Genomic DNA, 15,564 nt, shown 5'->3' on the forward strand with positions numbered 1-15,564 from the left:
GGGATCCCGGGAGTGTCTGAAGGTGTCTACCAACGCGCGGACGCGCCGTACGGACGCGGTGCGGAACCGGACCCGCATCGTGGAGGCCGCCCGCGTGGCCCTCGCCGAGTCCCGTCACGTCCGCCTCAACGAGATCGCCAAGCGCGCCGGTGTGGGGCAGGGGACGCTCTACCGGAACTTCCCCAACCGCGAAGCGCTCCTCGCCGAGGTCCACCGGCGCGACGTCGAAGAGCTCGTGACCGCCGCCCCCGCCCTGCTGGCGGAGCACGAACCCGTCGAAGCCCTGCGCCACTGGCTGGCCCGATTGATCGACTACGCCGGGATCAAGCGCGGCGTTCTGGCGGCGCTCGAGCCGGTGGCGTGGCAGGACCTCGTCGCCGACAGCCGGAACCCCGTCGAAGGCGCCCTCACCCATCTGCTGAACGCCGGGAAGGCGGCCGGTTCGCTCCGCGCCGATGTGGACGCCCACGGGGTCCTGCTGCTCATCGGCTACCTCGGACGGCTGGACCGGGATGAGTGGGAGTCAGCGGCACGGCCCCTGATGAACGTCATCCTCGACGGCCTCCGCCGACAGGACAGTTCCGTCGGCTCCCTGGTCCGGCGGGCGGATCCGGAGATCCAGAACGACGACGGCCCGGCCGGTTCGTTCTTCGAGGATGACGGCGTCGTCCCCTGGTGACCCCGGCCCGGCCCGCGCCCATGATCCCGGCCCGCCCGGACCACCCCGGCCGGGTGGCGCCCGGGGTGGTCCGGGCGGACGGATAGCCTGGGTCCGTCAGTGAAGATCGTAGAAGGGCGGAGCACATGGCGGACATCGTGGAGACGGCGGCGCGGAAGGTCTTCGATCGCTATGACCTCGACGGGGACGGCCTGGTCACCGCGGAAGAATACCGGAGGGTCGTGGCGGAGCTGGAGGGCTCGGAGATCACCCTGGAGCAGGCCCAGGAGCTCATCGACTCGCTCGACACCAACGGCGATCGCCGGATGTCCTTCGAGGAGTTCTGGGCGGCCATGAACGCCTGACACCGTGGGGTTCTTCGGCACATGAACGTACGGCGGGCAGTGCGGCCCTGAAGGTGGCGGACGGTGAAACGGGCCCTCAGGCGATCGGTTTGCGCGGGCCGGGGGGCTGGAGCGGCTGGCCCGATTCCAGGAGATCCAGTGCCCGTAGCGCGAGTGAGAGCCCCCCGCGCACCTCGGGGTCGTCCACTGACCTGCCGAGCAGGTTGTTCAGCCGCTCGATGCGGTAGTAGAGGGTGCGGCGCTGGATGAACAGGGCTTCCGCCGCGCGTGACTTGTTGCCGTCCGCGGCAAGATATGCGCGCAGGGTCGGCAGCAGGGGATTGGACTCGGTCGCATCGTGGTGCAGGAGCGGGCCGAGCTCATCGTCGATGTACCGCCGCAGCTCCAGCCCGTCGGCGAGCGAGACCAGCAGCCGCAGGACGCCGAGCCGGTCGAAGTGCAGCGTGGTGGGCTGGTCGCGAGTGGCGGCGACGGAAGCCGCCGTACGCGCCTGCCGTGCCGCGTCCACGAGCTGGGCGGCCGGGACACCGCGACTGACGCCGGCGCGGACTCCGTCCCGGTCGAGCCGGTCGGTGAGCTGCTGCGCGGACAGCGGATTGGTCAGCCCGGCGACGGCCAGGACGTGCTCCCCGATGTCCGCCACGACGGCCGGGACCTTCAGTGAGGTGAGGAGGGATTCCAGCACGGCCTCCGCCGCCCCGTCCGAGTCGGGGTCCTTGCACAGCACGACGGCGGCGAGGGGCCGGTCGCGCAGGTCGCGGCCTATCCTCAGGGCCCGGTCGACGAACTGCTCGCCGGTGATGTCGCCCAGCAGCAGCCGGTTGATGAGTGAGCTCTGCCGGTGCGAGGCCCGTACGCCGCTCTCCCGGTCGCCGAGCAGCGCGATGGCGATCGTGTCGGCCGCGCGGTCGAGGGCGTAGGCATCGACACCGGTCAGCTCGCCCTCGCCGTGGAAGACGTGGATCCAGCCCCATGCCTCGCCGCGGAGCACGATCATGCGCCGCGTACAGCCCGGTTCGTCGTGGGACCGGACCACGGAGGACTTGTTGTGCTGGCCCCCGGGGACGCCCGCCTGGTGGGCCATCCTGGCGTGCAGGCCCCAGTTCCTCATCAGGAGATCGGTTTCGGCCGTGCCCCCGGCGTACGCCACGACCTGGTGATCGATGTCTTCGAGCACGACCGGTGAGCCGATGTGATGGGCCAGCGCCTCGGCGAAGGAGACATGGCTTCGGCTGGCCAGCAGGAGATGGATGAAGTCCGCGTTGAGGCGCTCGAACGCGACGAGATCGGAATTCCTCTCATCCGCGATCAGCTCGTGCACCTGGGCGGACACCTCCACGAAGGGCAGTTCGTCCGCCAGCCCGACGAGCGGGAAACCGAGCCGCCTGGCCTCGTCGACCAGCGCCGGGGGCATGACGGTGAAGGCCCGGCCGCTGAGCTCGATGACCAGGGCGGAAGCCCCGGCGGCGCTCACCTCCCGGATGTAGCGCCGCTGCTCACCCGCGGTCCGGCCGACGCCCAGACCGGCGGTCAGGAGCAGTTCGCCGCCGGTCAGGAACTGGGCGATATCAGGGATCTCCACCGGGTGGACCCAGCGGATCGTATGGTCGAGGTTTTCCTCGCCCGCGTACACGCGGGCGCTGGTGCGGCCGAATACTTCGAGCTGCAGGGCGGCTGCCACTGACAGAGCCATACTGACCCCTTCGGAGCCAAGGGGGAGGGGCGCCCGCGAGGAGGCGGACCCGTGGGACGGGTCCGGGACGGCGGGCCTTCCGGGTCGCTTCGGGTTGCTTCAGTCGTTGCACGAATTATGCATACCGTCGGCGCGGTCTTGCACGTGCTGTGTCTGACCCACGGGCTGGCGCCCCACCATGCTGGTGATTCGCCACGGCCCCGTCTTTGGAGAGGACGCACGATGAGAGCCGCTGTTGTCCGGGCCACGTCCGGATCCTTCGAGATCGTGGATCTCCGTGACCCGCGACCGGGCCCGGGGGAGATCCTCGTACGCATCGCCGCCTGCGGTGTCTGCCACACCGACCTCCATGTCCGGGACGGCTCGGTGACCTTTCCCTTTCCCGCCGTGCTCGGGCATGAGGTCTCCGGCGCTGTCGAGGCGGTCGGCGCCGGTGTTGAGCACATCAGCGCAGGTCAGAGTGTTGTGGGCGCCTTCATCATGCCGTGTGGGACATGCCCGATGTGTACGTCCGGCCGGGAGGAGCTGTGTGAGCCGTTCTTCGCGCACAACCGTTTGAACGGGACCCTCTACGACGGCACCACCCGGCTGTTCGACAGCCACGGGAACCCGGTCTGGATGTATTCCATGGCGGGTCTCGCCGAGTACGCGGTGATGCCCGCGCTCGCCGCGGCGCCCATCCCCTCCGGTGGGCACCTCAGGGATTCGGCCATCCTCGGCTGCGCCTTCCTCACGGCCTACGGAGCCCTGGCACACGTCGGTGGGCTGCGGCCGGGGTCGTCCGTGGCGGTCGTGGGTGCGGGGGGTGTCGGCCTCAGCACGGTGGCGGTGGCCAGGGCGCTGGGAGCCGACCAGATCGTGGCGGTCGACCTGGCGGACGACCGGCTGCGGACCGCGGAACACCTCGGGGCCACCGCGGTCGTCAACGCGGCGGCGGTGGATCCGGTGGAGGCGGTCCGGGAGATCACCGGGAGTGGAGCCGAGCTGGTCATCGAGGCGATCGGGCGGCCGGACACCTTCCGGCAGTCCACGGAGATGGTCGCCGACGGCGGTCGCTGTGTGATGGTCGGGCTCGCACCGGTCGGCAGGACCGCGGATGTAGAGATCACCCGGCTGGTGCGCCGCAAGATCCAGGTCTGCGGTTCCTTCGGCGGGCGCCCCCGCCAGGACCTGGCGCACCTCGGGCAGCTGGTGGCGGACGGACTCCTCGACCCCGGAGCCCTGATCAGCCGGCGCTTCCCCCTTGAGGAGGCCGACCTGGCCTACCGGCTGCTGGGCGAAGGCAAGATCGTCGGTCGCGCGCTCATCGAGGTCCAGGCCGACGCCTGACGGCCCGACCACCCAGGGTGTGCAGCAGATCCGGGAATCCCTTCCCATGGTGTGTCTGTGGTGTGGCGCCCGGGGAGGGCGAGACTGGCCGTCGACGGCGCTACCGAAGGCCGGTGGCCAGTGGCCGGTGGACCGGGGCCCGATGCCCGATGGCAGCCCGGCGGCGCCGAGAAATTCCGATGAAGACCCCCGCGAGGAGATCCAGCGTGCCCGTCGTACTCAAGCCCGCGACGTCCAAGAACGACGTGCGCGTGCGCAGCAGCCGTCCCGCCGTCGTCGACACCGTGGCCGAGGTCATCGCGGACGTACGCGCCCACGGTGACGAGGCCGTCCGCAGGTACTCGGCGAAGTTCGACGCGTGGGACCGGGCCTCCTACCGGCTCGGCCCCGATGAGATCAGGTCGATCGTCTCGGGAGTCCCCACGAGCGTCCTCGATGACCTGCGGTTTGTGCAGCTACAGGTGCAGAACTTCGCGCAGGCGCAGCGTGACTCCGTGCACGATTTCGAGATCGAGACGCTTCCGGGCGTCTTCCTCGGCCAGCGCAACATCCCCGTGAGCGCGGCGGGCGCCTATGTCCCCGGCGGCCGCTATCCGCTGACGGCCTCGGCGCATATGACCATCGTCACGGCGAAGGTCGCCGGTGTGGAGCGGGTGGCCGCCACGACACCGCCCAGCGAGGGCGCGCCGCCGCCCATCAGTGTCGCCGCCATGCACTTGGCGGGCGCCGAGGAGATCTACGTACTCGGCGGTGTGCAGGCGGTGGCCGCGCTCGCGCTGGGCACCGAGACGATCGACCCGGTCAGCATGGTGACCGGCCCCGGCAACGCGTATGTGGCGGAGGCCAAGCGGCAGCTCTTCGGAGAGGTCGGCATCGATCTGTTCGCGGGTCCCACGGAGGTGCTGATCGTCGCCGATGAGACGGCGGATCCGTTCACCGTCGCCGTCGATCTGCTCAGCCAGGCGGAGCACGGGCCCGACTCTCCGGCGGTGCTCATCACCACGTCCCATGAGGTCGGACGGCGTGCCATCGAGTACGTCGACGCCCTGCTGCCGGGTCTGCCGACCGGCAAGGTGGCGGGGGCGGCGTGGCGTGACCACGGCGAGGTGCTGCTGGTGGAGAGCCAGGAGGAGGCGTTCGCCCTGGCCGATGCCTATGCGAGCGAGCATGTGCAGATCTTCACCGCCGAGCCGCGTGACGCCCTTGCGGGCATGCGGGACTACGGGGCGCTGTTCCTCGGCCAGGACACCTCCGTCGCCTACGGTGACAAGGTCATCGGCACCAACCACGTGCTGCCGACACTGGGGGCCGCTCGGTACACGGGTGGTCTGTGGGTCGGGAAGTATCTGAAGACGGTCACCTACCAGGAGATCCGGAACACCCGCAGCAGTGCGCTGCTGGGTGAGCTGTGCGGCCGGGCGGCGCGGCTGGAGAACTTCGAGGGACATGCCCGCTCCGGGGATCTGCGCGCCGCGCGCCACGGCGGTGCGAGCCTGCCGTGGACCGACCACGACGTGCGCCTCGGCGACGCGAGGCCATGAACCGTGGCGGCCTGCACCCCGGCCTCCCGTGGCCCTTCACCAGGACCGGATCCATATCGAGGGACGAAACCCATGAGCGGAAATTCCCCCCTTCCCGGCGATGGCCCGAAGAGGTCACGCTACGACGTCGTGATCGTCGGCTCCGGTATGGGCGGCGCCACGATGGCGTACGCCCTGAAGGACTCCGGTGCCAGCGTTCTGCTGATCGAGCGTGGTGATTTCCTGCCACAGGAGAAGCAGAACTGGGACGCCGACGCCGTCTTCATAAAGCACCGGTACCAGAACGCCGAGAAGTGGTACGACGCCGCGGGCAAGGCGTTCACCCCCGGCAACTACTACTACGTCGGTGGCAACACCAAGCTCTACGGCTCCTCTCTCGTGCGCTTTCGCCGTACGGACTTCCGGGCCACGGAGCACGCGGACGGCACCTCCCCGGAGTGGCCCTTCACCTACGACGACCTGCGGCCGTACTACCTGCGCGCGGAGCGGCTGTACCGGGTGCACGGCGACCAGCACGACGACCCCACGCTGGAGCGCGACGAGCCGTTCCCCTTCCCGGCGATCGGCCATGAGCCCCCCGTCCAGGAGGCGGCCGAGGCGCTGAAGCGGATGGGCTTCACCCCCTCGAACATCCCGCTCGGTGTCGACCTGCGCGACGGTGGCCGCTGTATCCGCTGCGCCACCTGCGACGGCTTTCCATGCCGGGTGCTGGCGAAGTCCGACGCGGATGTGTGCGCCGTCCGCCCCGCTCTGGCCTCCGGTTCCGTGGAGCTGCTGACCAACGCGCAGGTCGAGCGCGTGCGGACGGACGCGACCGGGGCCCGTGCGACCGGGGTGGACATCACCCACCGCGGCTCGTCCAGGAGCGTTGACGCCGGGACCGTGATCGTCTGCTGTGGTGCCGTCAACTCGGCGGCCCTGCTGCTGCGTTCGGCGACCGACCGGGATCCGCGGGGGCTGGGCAACTCCTCCGGAGTGGTCGGCCGCCACTACATGGTCCACAACAATTCGGTGATGGTCGGCGTCCATCCGACCCGGAGGAACACCGCGGAGTTCCAGAAGACGCTGTACGTCAACGACTTCTACACCAAGGGCACCGCGGACCATCCCTTCCCGCTGGGCCATGTCCAGCTGATCGGAAAGCTCCAGGCGGAGATGCTGGCCGGGCAGCGGCCGGCGATCCCCGCGTGGGCGCTGCGCTATGCCGCGCACCGCAGCATGGACTGGTGGCTGTTCACGGAGGACCTGCCGGATCCGGGGAACCGGGTCTCGCTGACCCCGAGGGGTGACATCCAGGTCCGCTGGGTGCCCAACAACGTTCGTGCACACCAGGTGCTGGTGCGCGAGATGCGCAAGCTCCTGCGCGGCATGGGATATCCCCTGGTGTTCAGCCAGCGCACCGGAATTGAGGTGAACTCGCACCAGGCCGGGACCGTCCGGGCGGGGACCGACCCGGCGACGTCCGCGCTGGACCCGAACTGCCGCTCCCACGACGTCGACAACCTCTATGTCGTCGACTCCTCCTTCTTCCCGTCGCTGCCGGTGATGAACCCGGCGCTGACCATCGCCGCGAACGCCCTCCGGGTCGCGGACCACCTCATCGGCAACCACCTCACCGGCAACGCCGCCGCTACCACCACCACCGCGACCGTCTCCACCCAGCACACCACCAAGAGGTAGACATGCCCCAGTACAGCGGCGGCCAGATCGTCGTCGACTTCCTCATCCGCGAAGGCGTCGAGAAGGTATTCGCCATTCCCGGCCACGGCAATACCGCGCTCCTCGACGCGTTCGTCGATCGCGCCGATGAGATCGAGGTCGTCCCGGCGATGCACGAGCAGGGCGCCGCGCACATGGCGGACGGCTATTACCGCGCCACCGGCAAGATCGCCGTGTGCTGTACGTCCATCGGGCCGGGCGCCACCAACACCCTCACCGGCCTCACCACGGCCTTCGCCGACTCCCAGCCGTTCCTGCTGATCACCGGCGCGGTCCACACGTACATGCGGAACCGTGGTGTCCTTCAGGAGATCGACCGGCCGCACGGCCACAACTTCCCGCGCATGGCCGAACCGGTGGTCAAGCGCTGGTGGCAGCCCAGCCGGGTCGACCAGCTGCCCACCGTACTGGCGCAGGCCTTCAACACGATGTACGAGGGGCGGCGCGGCCCGGTCCTGCTCGACATCCCGCAGGACCTGCAGGCCGAGTACGGCGAGTACGCCCCCGAGGACACCCGGCGGCGGCGCGCTCACGGCCGTGCGGGAGGTGACCCGGAGCGGATCGCCGAGGCGGCGCGGCTGCTCGCGGGGGCGAAGCGTCCGGTCATTCTGGCCGGGGGCGGTGTGATCGCTTCCGAGGCGAGCGAGGAACTGGTCGCCGTCGCCGAGCGGTTGGGCGCCCCGGTGACCCACACCTTCATGGGCAAGGGAGCCTTCCCCGCCGATCACGACCTGTACGCGTGGCCCTGCGGCGACCTGGGCTCGATCCCCGGGAACGGCGTGACGCGCTCCGCCGATGTGATCCTCGCGGTCGGCTGTCGTTTCAGCGACCGCGTCACCTCCTCGTACAAGCCGGGTGTCACCTTCAGCATCCCGGACACCCAACTGGTGCAGATTGACATCGACGGCTTTGAGATCGGCCGCAACTACCCGGCCGAGGTGGGCATCGTCGGCGATGCCAAGTCCTGTCTGGGCTCCCTGCTGGGCGAGCTGACGGAGCTGGGCGAGAACCCGGACTGGCGGTCCTCCGCCTACTTCGCCGAGCTGCGGGACCTCAAGGCGCGGTGGGAGGAGCACCTGCGCCCGATGCGAACCACCGACCATCTGCCGATGACCAACTCCCGCGCCATGGTGGAGATCCGCAAGGCACTCCCGCGCGAAGGCGTCCTGGTCACCGACTCCAGCAACCCCGCCAACCAGGCGTTCAACGAGTTCCCCGTCTACGGGCCGCGCACCAACATCGTGGCCGGCGGCATGTCGGGCATCGGCTTCGGCCTCCCGGCCGCCGTCGGGGCGCAGACCGGCGCGGGCGACAGGCCCGTGCTGGCGATGGTCGGCGACGGCAGCTTCCTGCAGACCGGCACGGAGCTGGCAACGGCGGTCATGCTCGACCTGCCGCTGGTGGTGGTCGTGCTGAACAACGGGGGCTGGGAGGCGATCAAGGACCTGCAGATCAGCCTCTTCGGGCCCGACCGCCAGATCGTCAGCGGCTGGACCACCAAGGACGGCAAGCCGTACTTCGCCGACATCACCGAGTTCGCCCGCTCGCTCGGCTGCACGGCGGAGCGGGTCGAGGACCCGGCGAAGCTGGCGGACGCCGTGCGCCGTGCCTTCGAGACCTCCGGTCCGGTGGTCATCGAGGTGATGAGCGCCCATGAGCTGCCGTGGACCGAGATGCACCCGACCGGCTGGTGGGACATCACCGTGCCCGCCTACCTCGGTGACGCCCGCGACGCGTACGTCAACCACCGCGGCTTCTAAAAGGGTCCCGTGGCTTCGAAAGGACATGATGAGCGCCAAGAGCACCAGACTCCGCTCCCGTGGCGAGACCACGGCCTCCGAGACCGGCACCGCCGGCCCTCCCCCTTCGGCTCACGACACCGGCGGCAGCCTCCACGGCACCATGAGTACGCTCCAGCTCGCGCTCACCGTGCTCGCCATGTCGGCGCCCATCGGCAATGTCACCGGTGTGCTGCCGCTGGGCATCACCCGCGGCAACGGGATCGGCACCCCGGTGATCTATGCCTTCGTCGGCATGATCTTCCTGCTGTTCGCCGTCGGATTCACCACGATGACACGCAACCTGCCAAAGCCAGGTGCCTTCTACACCTACATCACCGCGGGGCTGTCCCGGACGCTCGGCCTCGGCGCCGGATTCCTCGCGGCCTTCACCTACCTGGTGTACATGGTGGGCAGCTACGCGTTCTTCGGCGTCTCGGTCAAGAACGTCCTCAGCACCTTCGGGGCACCCGCCACGCCGTGGTGGCTCTGGGGCGCGATCTGCTGCGTCATCGTCACCACACTGGGCCATTTCAACGTGGAACTGTCCGGCAAGGTCCTGGCGATCTTCATGGTCATGGAGGTCGTCCTGGTCATGCTGTTCAACGTGCCCGTCCTCTTCTCCGGCGGCCCCCACGGCTACCAGATCGATTCCTTCGAGCCGGCGCATGTGTTCTCCGGCGACCTCGGCGTGGCCACCCTGTTCGCGATCACCTGCTTCCTCGGGTTCGAGTCCTCGGCGATCTACCGTGACGAGGTCAAGCGGCCCGAACGCACCATCCCGCGGGCGACCTATCTCGCGATCGGCGGCCTCGGCGGCTTCTACATCCTCACCTCCTGGGCGCTCGTGACCTTTTGGGGACCGAGCCACGTCGCCGCGGCCGGTGCGGCGAACCCGACGATCCTGTTCAACGGCGGCTTCCACCACTACATGGGCGATAGCTTCACACAGGTCATGACCGCGCTGGTCGTCACCAGTGTCTTCGCGGGCGCGCTGTCGACCCACAACGCACTGTCGCGGTACCTCTACTCGCTCGGACGTGACGGGATCCTGCCGTCCTTCCTCGGCAAGGGCCACGGACAGCACGGCTCTCCGGCGCACGCGTCCGCGTTCGCCACCGCCGCCGCCGTGCTGGGCACGCTTCCCTTCCTGCTCAGCGGGCTCGACGCCGTCGCGATGTACTCGTCCATGTTCGCACTGGGCACCTTCGCCCTGCTGCTCCTGTTCACGCTGACCACGGTCTCCGTCATCCGCTACTTCCGGATCGTCTTCCACTCCGAGCGGCTCTGGAACACCGTGCTCGCTCCGGTCCTCGCCCTCGCCGGACTCCTGCTCCTGATCACGCTGACATCGACCTACTACTCCATGTCGATCGGCGCGTCACAGTGGCTCGCCACCGGACAGCAACTCCTCCTCGTCGCCATCATCATCGTCGGCGTCCTCGTCGGCCTGCGGTGGCGCACGACCCGCCCCGCCGTCTACCGGCGCATCGGCGGTGGAGCCGGAGCGCACCACGACATCCCCGAAAGAGAACCAGCCACCGTCCCGGACCACGGTCAGTCATGAGCGGCAAGGCCGCCGAACGCATGGAGGAGAAGGCATGACGCGCGCTCTCTACCTGTACGGGGGGTGGCCCGGGCACAACCCCTACGGGGTGGCGCAGTGGACACGGGCCGTACTCGACGGGCTCGGCTTCGACGTGACGGAGTCGAATGACATCTTCGTCCTCGACCAAGATCTGACCGGGTACGACCTCATCGTCAACAACTGGAACAACGCGCTGCTCAGCGAGACGCTGACCCCCTCGCAGGAGGCCGCACTCCTCGGCGCCGTCGAAGCCGGTACCGGCTTCGTCTCCTGGCACGGCGGCGGCGCCGCGTTCCGGGGAAGCGTCATGTACCACTTGATGCTCGGCGCCGATGTCTTCTACCACCCGGCCGGTGAGGGCGTACGCCACCCGTATCCGCTCTACGTCGTCGACCACGATCACCCCGTCACCCACGGCATCGAGGACTTCGACGCGGCGAGCGAGCAGTACTACATGAACGTCGATCCGCGGAACCATGTGCTCCTGGAGACGGTCTTCGACGGCGCCCACATGCCGTGGCTCGCCGGACAGCGCATGCCGCAGGCATGGACCAAGGAGTGGGGCGATGGGCGCGTCTTCTACAGCGCGCTCGGCCACTACCTCGAGGACCTCACCCATGAACCGGTCGCTCGCCTCGTGCGTCAGGGCCTTGTCTGGGCCAGTCGGGACCGCGCGTCGTAAGGGCTCCGTCAAAGGCGTACGAACCCGCGTATGGGAGGCGTCAACGAGGGCTGAATCCGGTCAGCAGAGGGGCTTTCCTGTAACGGTCCCTCCCGACCGGAACCTCATCTAGGAGCTAGCGATGGCCGATGTGGCCTTCGTCGTCACCACGATCGCGGTGTTCGCGCTGGTGGCCTTCGTCGCCAAAGGGCTGACGAAGCTATGACCGCCGAGAACGTCGTCGGCCTGATCGTGGCCGTCGCCCTGCTGGGCTATCTCGTCCTCGCCCTGATCTTCCCGGAGAGGTTCTGAGAACGAGCATGAGCCCCGTACTCGCGGGCGTGCTCCAGCTGCTCGCGCTCATCGCCGCACTGGCGCTCGTCCACCGTCCTCTCGGCGACCACATGGCCAGGGTCTACTCCTCCGACACCCATCTGCGCGTCGAGAAGTGGATCTACAAGGGCATCGGTGCCGACCCGAACACACAGATGCGCTGGCCCGCGTATGGGCGCGGGGTCCTCGCCCTCTCCGCCGTGAGCGTGCTCTTCCTCTATCTGCTGCAGCGGGCGCAGGGCGGTCTGCCCGGCTCGCTGGGGTTCTCCTCGATCGACCCGGACCAGGCGTTCAACACCGCCGCGTCGTTCGTGTCCAACACCAACTGGCAGTCGTACTACGGCGAGCAGGCCATGGGCCATGTGGTGCAGACAGCCGGACTGGCCGTACAGAACTTCGTCTCCGCGGCCGTCGGCATCGCGGTGTCCGTCGCGCTCGTACGGGGCTTCGCCCGCTCCGGCACCGGTGAGCTGGGGAACTTCTGGTGCGACCTGGTGCGCGGCACCGTACGCGTCCTGGTGCCGCTCGCCGCCGTCGCCGCGGTCGTCCTGGCCGCCCCCTTCGTCGGCATCAAACTCATCGACCTGCTCATTTCCCTCATCCCCGGAGTCGGCTGATCGGCATGCACAACTCGGTTATGAACACGGCCCGGTTGCTCTGGGCCGGTCTGCGTGCCCTCCTGGTGCTCACCGTGGTGACGGGCATCCTCTATCCGCTGGCCATCACCGGCGTGGCCCAGGGCCTGTTCCACGACCAGGCCAATGGCTCGGAGATCACGGCGGACGGCGAGGTGGTCGGCTCCTCGCTGATCGGGCAGTCGTACGACCTGCCGCTGAGGAAGGGGCGGGAGACCCCGGACCCCGATCTGATGTGGTTCCAGCCGCGCCCGTCCAACGGCCTGGGCGGCAACGGCGTCAACACCCAGTACACGCTGCTCCTTTCCGGGGCGACCAACCGCTCCGCCGACAACAAGGAGCTCATCCAGTGGGTGAGGGCCGCCAAGGCCGCGGTCATCAGGGACAACTCCACGGCTGACCACACGGTGAATCCATCCGACGTGCCCGCCGACGCCGTCACCTCCTCGGGCTCCGGCCTGGACCCGGACATCTCCCCGCAGTACGCGGCCGTCCAGGTGCACCGGATAGCGGAGCGGAACGGGCTGTCCGTCGCCCGGGTCCGGAAACTGGTCGAGGAACACACCGGGGGCCGGACGCTCGGCTTCATCGGCGAGCCGCGGGTGAATGTCCTCGAGCTCAACATCGCGCTCAAGGAGCTGGTCGCGAAGGGCTGATGGCACCCTGCGGGAGTCTGCGGGGCAACCTCCGTTTGCCCGCGCCCTCTTCCCCTCCGGTGCTAACCGTACGCCGACTTGGGGCAAACGTGCCGGAACTCGTACTGCATGCCAATGGCCGCACCTGGACCCTGGACGCGTCCCGGAGCTACACCATCGGGCGCGACCAGCAGGCCGACATCCCGTGCGTCGACCGCCGAGTCTCCCGGCGGCACCTCGTGATCCGCTGCGACGGCGGGACATGGGCCATCGAAGACCTCGGCAGCGCCAACGGCACGTTCGCCGATGGGTGCCGCATCCAGCGGATGGAGATCGGCCACGGTTCGATCATCCGGCTGGGCGATGTCTCCACCGTAACGCGGCTGGACTTCACCGGAGCCCCGGCGGTGGTGAATGGCGATCAGGCGCCCCGTCCCGAGGGGCCCGCCACGGCCGAGGGGCCCGCCGCGGCCCTCTCCATCGACCGGGACCCCTCGGGCGTCCACCGACTCGTCCTGGGGCAACGGCTGCGCATCGGCCGCGCGCAGGACAACGAGCTCGTGGTGGAGGGCCCGTACGTCTCCCGCCACCACGCGGAGTTCAGGCCCCTGCCCGGTGGCCGCTTCGAAATCGTCGACCTCGGCAGTCACAACGGCACCTATGTCAATGGGCGGCCGGTGGACCGCCGGATCATCGGCCCGCATGACATCGTCGGCGTCGGCCACTCCACCTTCCGTCTCGCCGGAGACCGGCTGGAGGAGTTCGTCGACACCGGTGAGGTCTACTTCTCCGCCCGCGGTCTGACCGTCACCGTCGGGCGCGGCAGGACCATCCTGGACGACGTCTCCTTCGGCGTCCCCGAGAAGTCGCTGGTCGCGGTGATCGGGCCGTCGGGCTCGGGGAAATCCACCCTGCTGCGCGCACTCACCGGCTACCGGCCCGCCGACCGCGGCCAGGTGTTCTACGACCACCGCGATCTGTACGCCCAGTTCGCCGAGAGGGCCACGGGGCTGTCCCGATCCGCGTATCTGATGTCGAAGGTGATCGTTCTCGGTCTGATCACCGCGATGCAGGGTGTCGTCATCTGCGCGATCGGCTTCTCCGTCCGGCGACTGCCCGCCCGGGGGCTGCTCATGCCGACGGCCGTCGAGGTCTGTGTGGTGATCGGTGCGCTGGGCTTCACGGCCATGATGTTCGGTCTGGTCATCTCCGCGCTGGTGCGGACCCCGGAGAAGACCATGCCGCTGCTGGTGATGTTCGCCGTCGTGCAGGTCGTCTTCACCGGGGTGCTCTTCAAGCTGTTCGACGCTCCGGGGATAGAACAGATCGGCTGGCTGATGCCCGCCCGCTGGGCGGTGGCGGGCTCAGGGACCACCCTCGATCTCGGGCACACCATGCCGCCCTGGGACCTCGAGAGACCGGACGACATCGACCCGCTGTGGGCCCATACGGTCGCCCAGTGGGGCATCGACCTCGGTGTGCTCTTGGCCATCGGGCTGGTCTGCGGATTCGCGGTGGCGCGGCTGCTGCGTCGGCACGAACCCGAGGTCATGCGGGACTAGGGGGCTCCGCCTCGGGCCCGGACCAGGGTTTCACCCCCGGCGGGGTTGCCCGTTGGTCCCAGGTCGGCGTCCAGACGTTGCTGTCGGGTGGGTCCGTTCGTCCGGCGCTGAGGTGGTCACGGAGTCGGCTGAGTGCGGGATGGGGGTTCTCGTAGTGCCAGATGAGTGACATCGGATAGACCGGTGCCGGGCCGCGTACCGGTATCCGCCGCAGGTCCCAGCTGTCCGGCCAGAGATAGCGCGAGCCCTGGCCGACCAGGGTCGCCAGGTCCGAGGAGTCGGCGATCTCGGCCAGCAGCGCCTCGTTCCCGAAGACGGGTCCCACCACGTCGATCGTGATGCCGAAGGCGGCGGCGAGTTCGGCGTAGTAGACGGCCACCTCGCCGCGGGCGTCCAGACCGGGCATCCAGATCCGGTGTCCGGCGAGTTGCCCCGGCGCGACGGCACGGGCGTTGGCGAGCGGATGGCGCGGGCCGATGAGCAACTGGTGCGGCTCGTCGACCACTCGAGCGGTGCGGATCGCGTCCGGCAGGTGCTGCCGCGGGGGAACCGCGTGGAAGGTGGCGTCGATCGTCCCGGCCTCGACGGCGGCGATCGCGCCATCGACGTCGGCGTCCAGGGTCACGACATCCAGCTCGATCTCGGGATGCGTGCGGTAGAAGTCCTGGACGAGCCCCGCTGTCATGATCCGCCGGTTGACGACATCGACGCGCAGAGCGCGCCGGCCGGGGCGGACGGACGCATCGGCCCGCTCCGCGACCCGGAGAAGTTCCCGGGCGTGGGGCAGGAACGCCTGGCCGTCGATGGTGAGCCGGGCGCCGCGGGCGGTACGGGTGAACAGGCGCACACCCAGGTCCTTCTCCAGTGTGGCGACGCGCTTGGAGACGGCCTGCTGGGTGATCGAGAGGTCGGCGGCGGCCTCCTGGAACTGGCCCGCCGCCGCGACGGCGACGAAGGTACGTACGGCTTCGAGTTCCACGCCGAGCCACCTTAGTGAACAACGGATGGTTGTGAACCGGCGCCAGTGCGGTTGTTTGACCTGCCGTCGCGCCGCTCGGTTAGCTCTC

At 69.1% G+C, this 15,564-nt stretch carries 13 protein-coding genes and 1 pseudogene; 12 read left to right on the plus strand and 2 right to left on the minus strand.

The genetic code is table 11. The annotated features are described in order from the left end of the window. Window positions 1-22 precede the first annotated feature (22 nt). Both VT50_RS08620 and VT50_RS08625 read left to right on the plus strand, forming a co-directional pair. Window positions 23-679, plus strand: a complete 657-nt coding sequence (locus VT50_RS08620; RefSeq protein WP_240529090.1) for a TetR/AcrR family transcriptional regulator — start codon at window positions 23-25, stop codon at window positions 677-679. Window positions 680-804: 125 nt separating this feature from the next. Then, window positions 805-1,023: an EF-hand domain-containing protein gene (locus VT50_RS08625; protein ID WP_046087042.1), complete on the plus strand. Its 219-nt coding sequence runs from the start codon at window positions 805-807 to the stop codon at window positions 1,021-1,023. A gap of 76 nt (window positions 1,024-1,099) precedes the next feature. Here the strand turns inward: VT50_RS08625 and VT50_RS08630 are convergent, their stop codons facing one another. After that, window positions 1,100-2,716, minus strand: a complete 1,617-nt coding sequence (locus VT50_RS08630; RefSeq protein ID WP_046087041.1) for a PucR family transcriptional regulator — start codon at window positions 2,714-2,716, stop codon at window positions 1,100-1,102. Window positions 2,717-2,938: 222 nt separating this feature from the next. Between VT50_RS08630 and VT50_RS08635 the strand changes: the two genes are divergently transcribed. The 10 genes and pseudogenes from VT50_RS08635 (at window position 2,939) to VT50_RS08680 (ending at window position 14,497) form a co-directional block, all read left to right on the plus strand. Then, window positions 2,939-4,045, plus strand: coding sequence for a zinc-binding dehydrogenase (locus VT50_RS08635; protein ID WP_046087040.1), 1,107 nt, complete (start codon window positions 2,939-2,941; stop codon window positions 4,043-4,045). A gap of 206 nt (window positions 4,046-4,251) precedes the next feature. After that, a complete protein-coding gene (hisD, locus tag VT50_RS08640; protein ID WP_046087039.1) occupies window positions 4,252-5,586 on the plus strand; it encodes a histidinol dehydrogenase in 1,335 nt (444 codons plus the stop codon). 72 nt (window positions 5,587-5,658) lie between these two features. Next, complete coding sequence (locus VT50_RS08645) at window positions 5,659-7,266, plus strand: GMC family oxidoreductase (protein ID WP_046087038.1); 1,608 nt, start codon at window positions 5,659-5,661, stop codon at window positions 7,264-7,266. A gap of 2 nt (window positions 7,267-7,268) precedes the next feature. Continuing rightward, the gene (locus VT50_RS08650) at window positions 7,269-9,065 is read left to right on the plus strand and encodes a thiamine pyrophosphate-binding protein (RefSeq protein ID WP_046087037.1); all 1,797 of its coding nucleotides are present in this window, start codon (window positions 7,269-7,271) and stop codon (window positions 9,063-9,065) included. Window positions 9,066-9,093: 28 nt separating this feature from the next. After that, window positions 9,094-10,650: an APC family permease gene (locus VT50_RS08655; protein WP_053048614.1), complete on the plus strand. Its 1,557-nt coding sequence runs from the start codon at window positions 9,094-9,096 to the stop codon at window positions 10,648-10,650. Between the two features lie 34 nt (window positions 10,651-10,684). Then, window positions 10,685-11,353 (plus strand): ThuA domain-containing protein, encoded by a 669-nt coding sequence (locus tag VT50_RS08660; RefSeq protein ID WP_046087036.1) that lies wholly within the window; start codon window positions 10,685-10,687, stop codon window positions 11,351-11,353. Between the two features lie 201 nt (window positions 11,354-11,554). After that, complete coding sequence (gene kdpF / locus VT50_RS08665; RefSeq protein ID WP_018566520.1) at window positions 11,555-11,644, plus strand: K(+)-transporting ATPase subunit F; 90 nt, start codon at window positions 11,555-11,557, stop codon at window positions 11,642-11,644. A gap of 8 nt (window positions 11,645-11,652) precedes the next feature. After that, window positions 11,653-12,222, plus strand: a pseudogene (locus VT50_RS08670) (potassium-transporting ATPase subunit KdpA); the annotation flags it as partial. Between the two features lie 65 nt (window positions 12,223-12,287). Then, on the plus strand, window positions 12,288-12,956 hold the full coding sequence (locus VT50_RS08675) for a potassium-transporting ATPase subunit C (RefSeq protein WP_046087034.1): 669 nt from the start codon (window positions 12,288-12,290) through the stop codon (window positions 12,954-12,956). 89 nt (window positions 12,957-13,045) lie between these two features. After that, window positions 13,046-14,497 (plus strand): FHA domain-containing protein, encoded by a 1,452-nt coding sequence (locus VT50_RS08680; protein WP_046087033.1) that lies wholly within the window; start codon window positions 13,046-13,048, stop codon window positions 14,495-14,497. Here VT50_RS08680 and VT50_RS08685 read toward each other — a convergent pair. Continuing rightward, window positions 14,484-15,476, minus strand: a complete 993-nt coding sequence (locus VT50_RS08685) for a LysR family transcriptional regulator (protein ID WP_046087032.1) — start codon at window positions 15,474-15,476, stop codon at window positions 14,484-14,486. The two genes, VT50_RS08680 and VT50_RS08685, sit on opposite strands and share 14 nt — an antisense overlap. Window positions 15,477-15,564: the final 88 nt, after the last annotated feature.

Source organism: Streptomyces antioxidans (genome assembly GCF_000968685.2).
Taxonomy (GTDB): Bacteria; Actinomycetota; Actinomycetes; order Streptomycetales; family Streptomycetaceae; genus Streptomyces; species Streptomyces antioxidans.

Excerpts from the sequence above, each read along its gene's own strand:
- VT50_RS08625 (WP_046087042.1), top strand. The coding sequence starts at position 805 with ATGGCGGACATCGTGGAGACGGCGGCGCGGAAGGTCTTCGATCGCTAT.
- VT50_RS08630 (WP_046087041.1), bottom strand. The coding sequence starts at position 2,716 with ATGGCTCTGTCAGTGGCAGCCGCCCTGCAGCTCGAAGTATTCGGCCGC.
- VT50_RS08635 (WP_046087040.1), top strand. The coding sequence starts at position 2,939 with ATGAGAGCCGCTGTTGTCCGGGCCACGTCCGGATCCTTCGAGATCGTG.
- VT50_RS08645 (WP_046087038.1), top strand. The coding sequence starts at position 5,659 with ATGAGCGGAAATTCCCCCCTTCCCGGCGATGGCCCGAAGAGGTCACGC.
- VT50_RS08650 (WP_046087037.1), top strand. The coding sequence starts at position 7,269 with ATGCCCCAGTACAGCGGCGGCCAGATCGTCGTCGACTTCCTCATCCGC.
- VT50_RS08655 (WP_053048614.1), top strand. The coding sequence starts at position 9,094 with ATGAGCGCCAAGAGCACCAGACTCCGCTCCCGTGGCGAGACCACGGCC.
- VT50_RS08660 (WP_046087036.1), top strand. The coding sequence starts at position 10,685 with ATGACGCGCGCTCTCTACCTGTACGGGGGGTGGCCCGGGCACAACCCC.
- kdpF (WP_018566520.1), top strand. The coding sequence starts at position 11,555 with ATGACCGCCGAGAACGTCGTCGGCCTGATCGTGGCCGTCGCCCTGCTG.
- VT50_RS08675 (WP_046087034.1), top strand. The coding sequence starts at position 12,288 with ATGCACAACTCGGTTATGAACACGGCCCGGTTGCTCTGGGCCGGTCTG.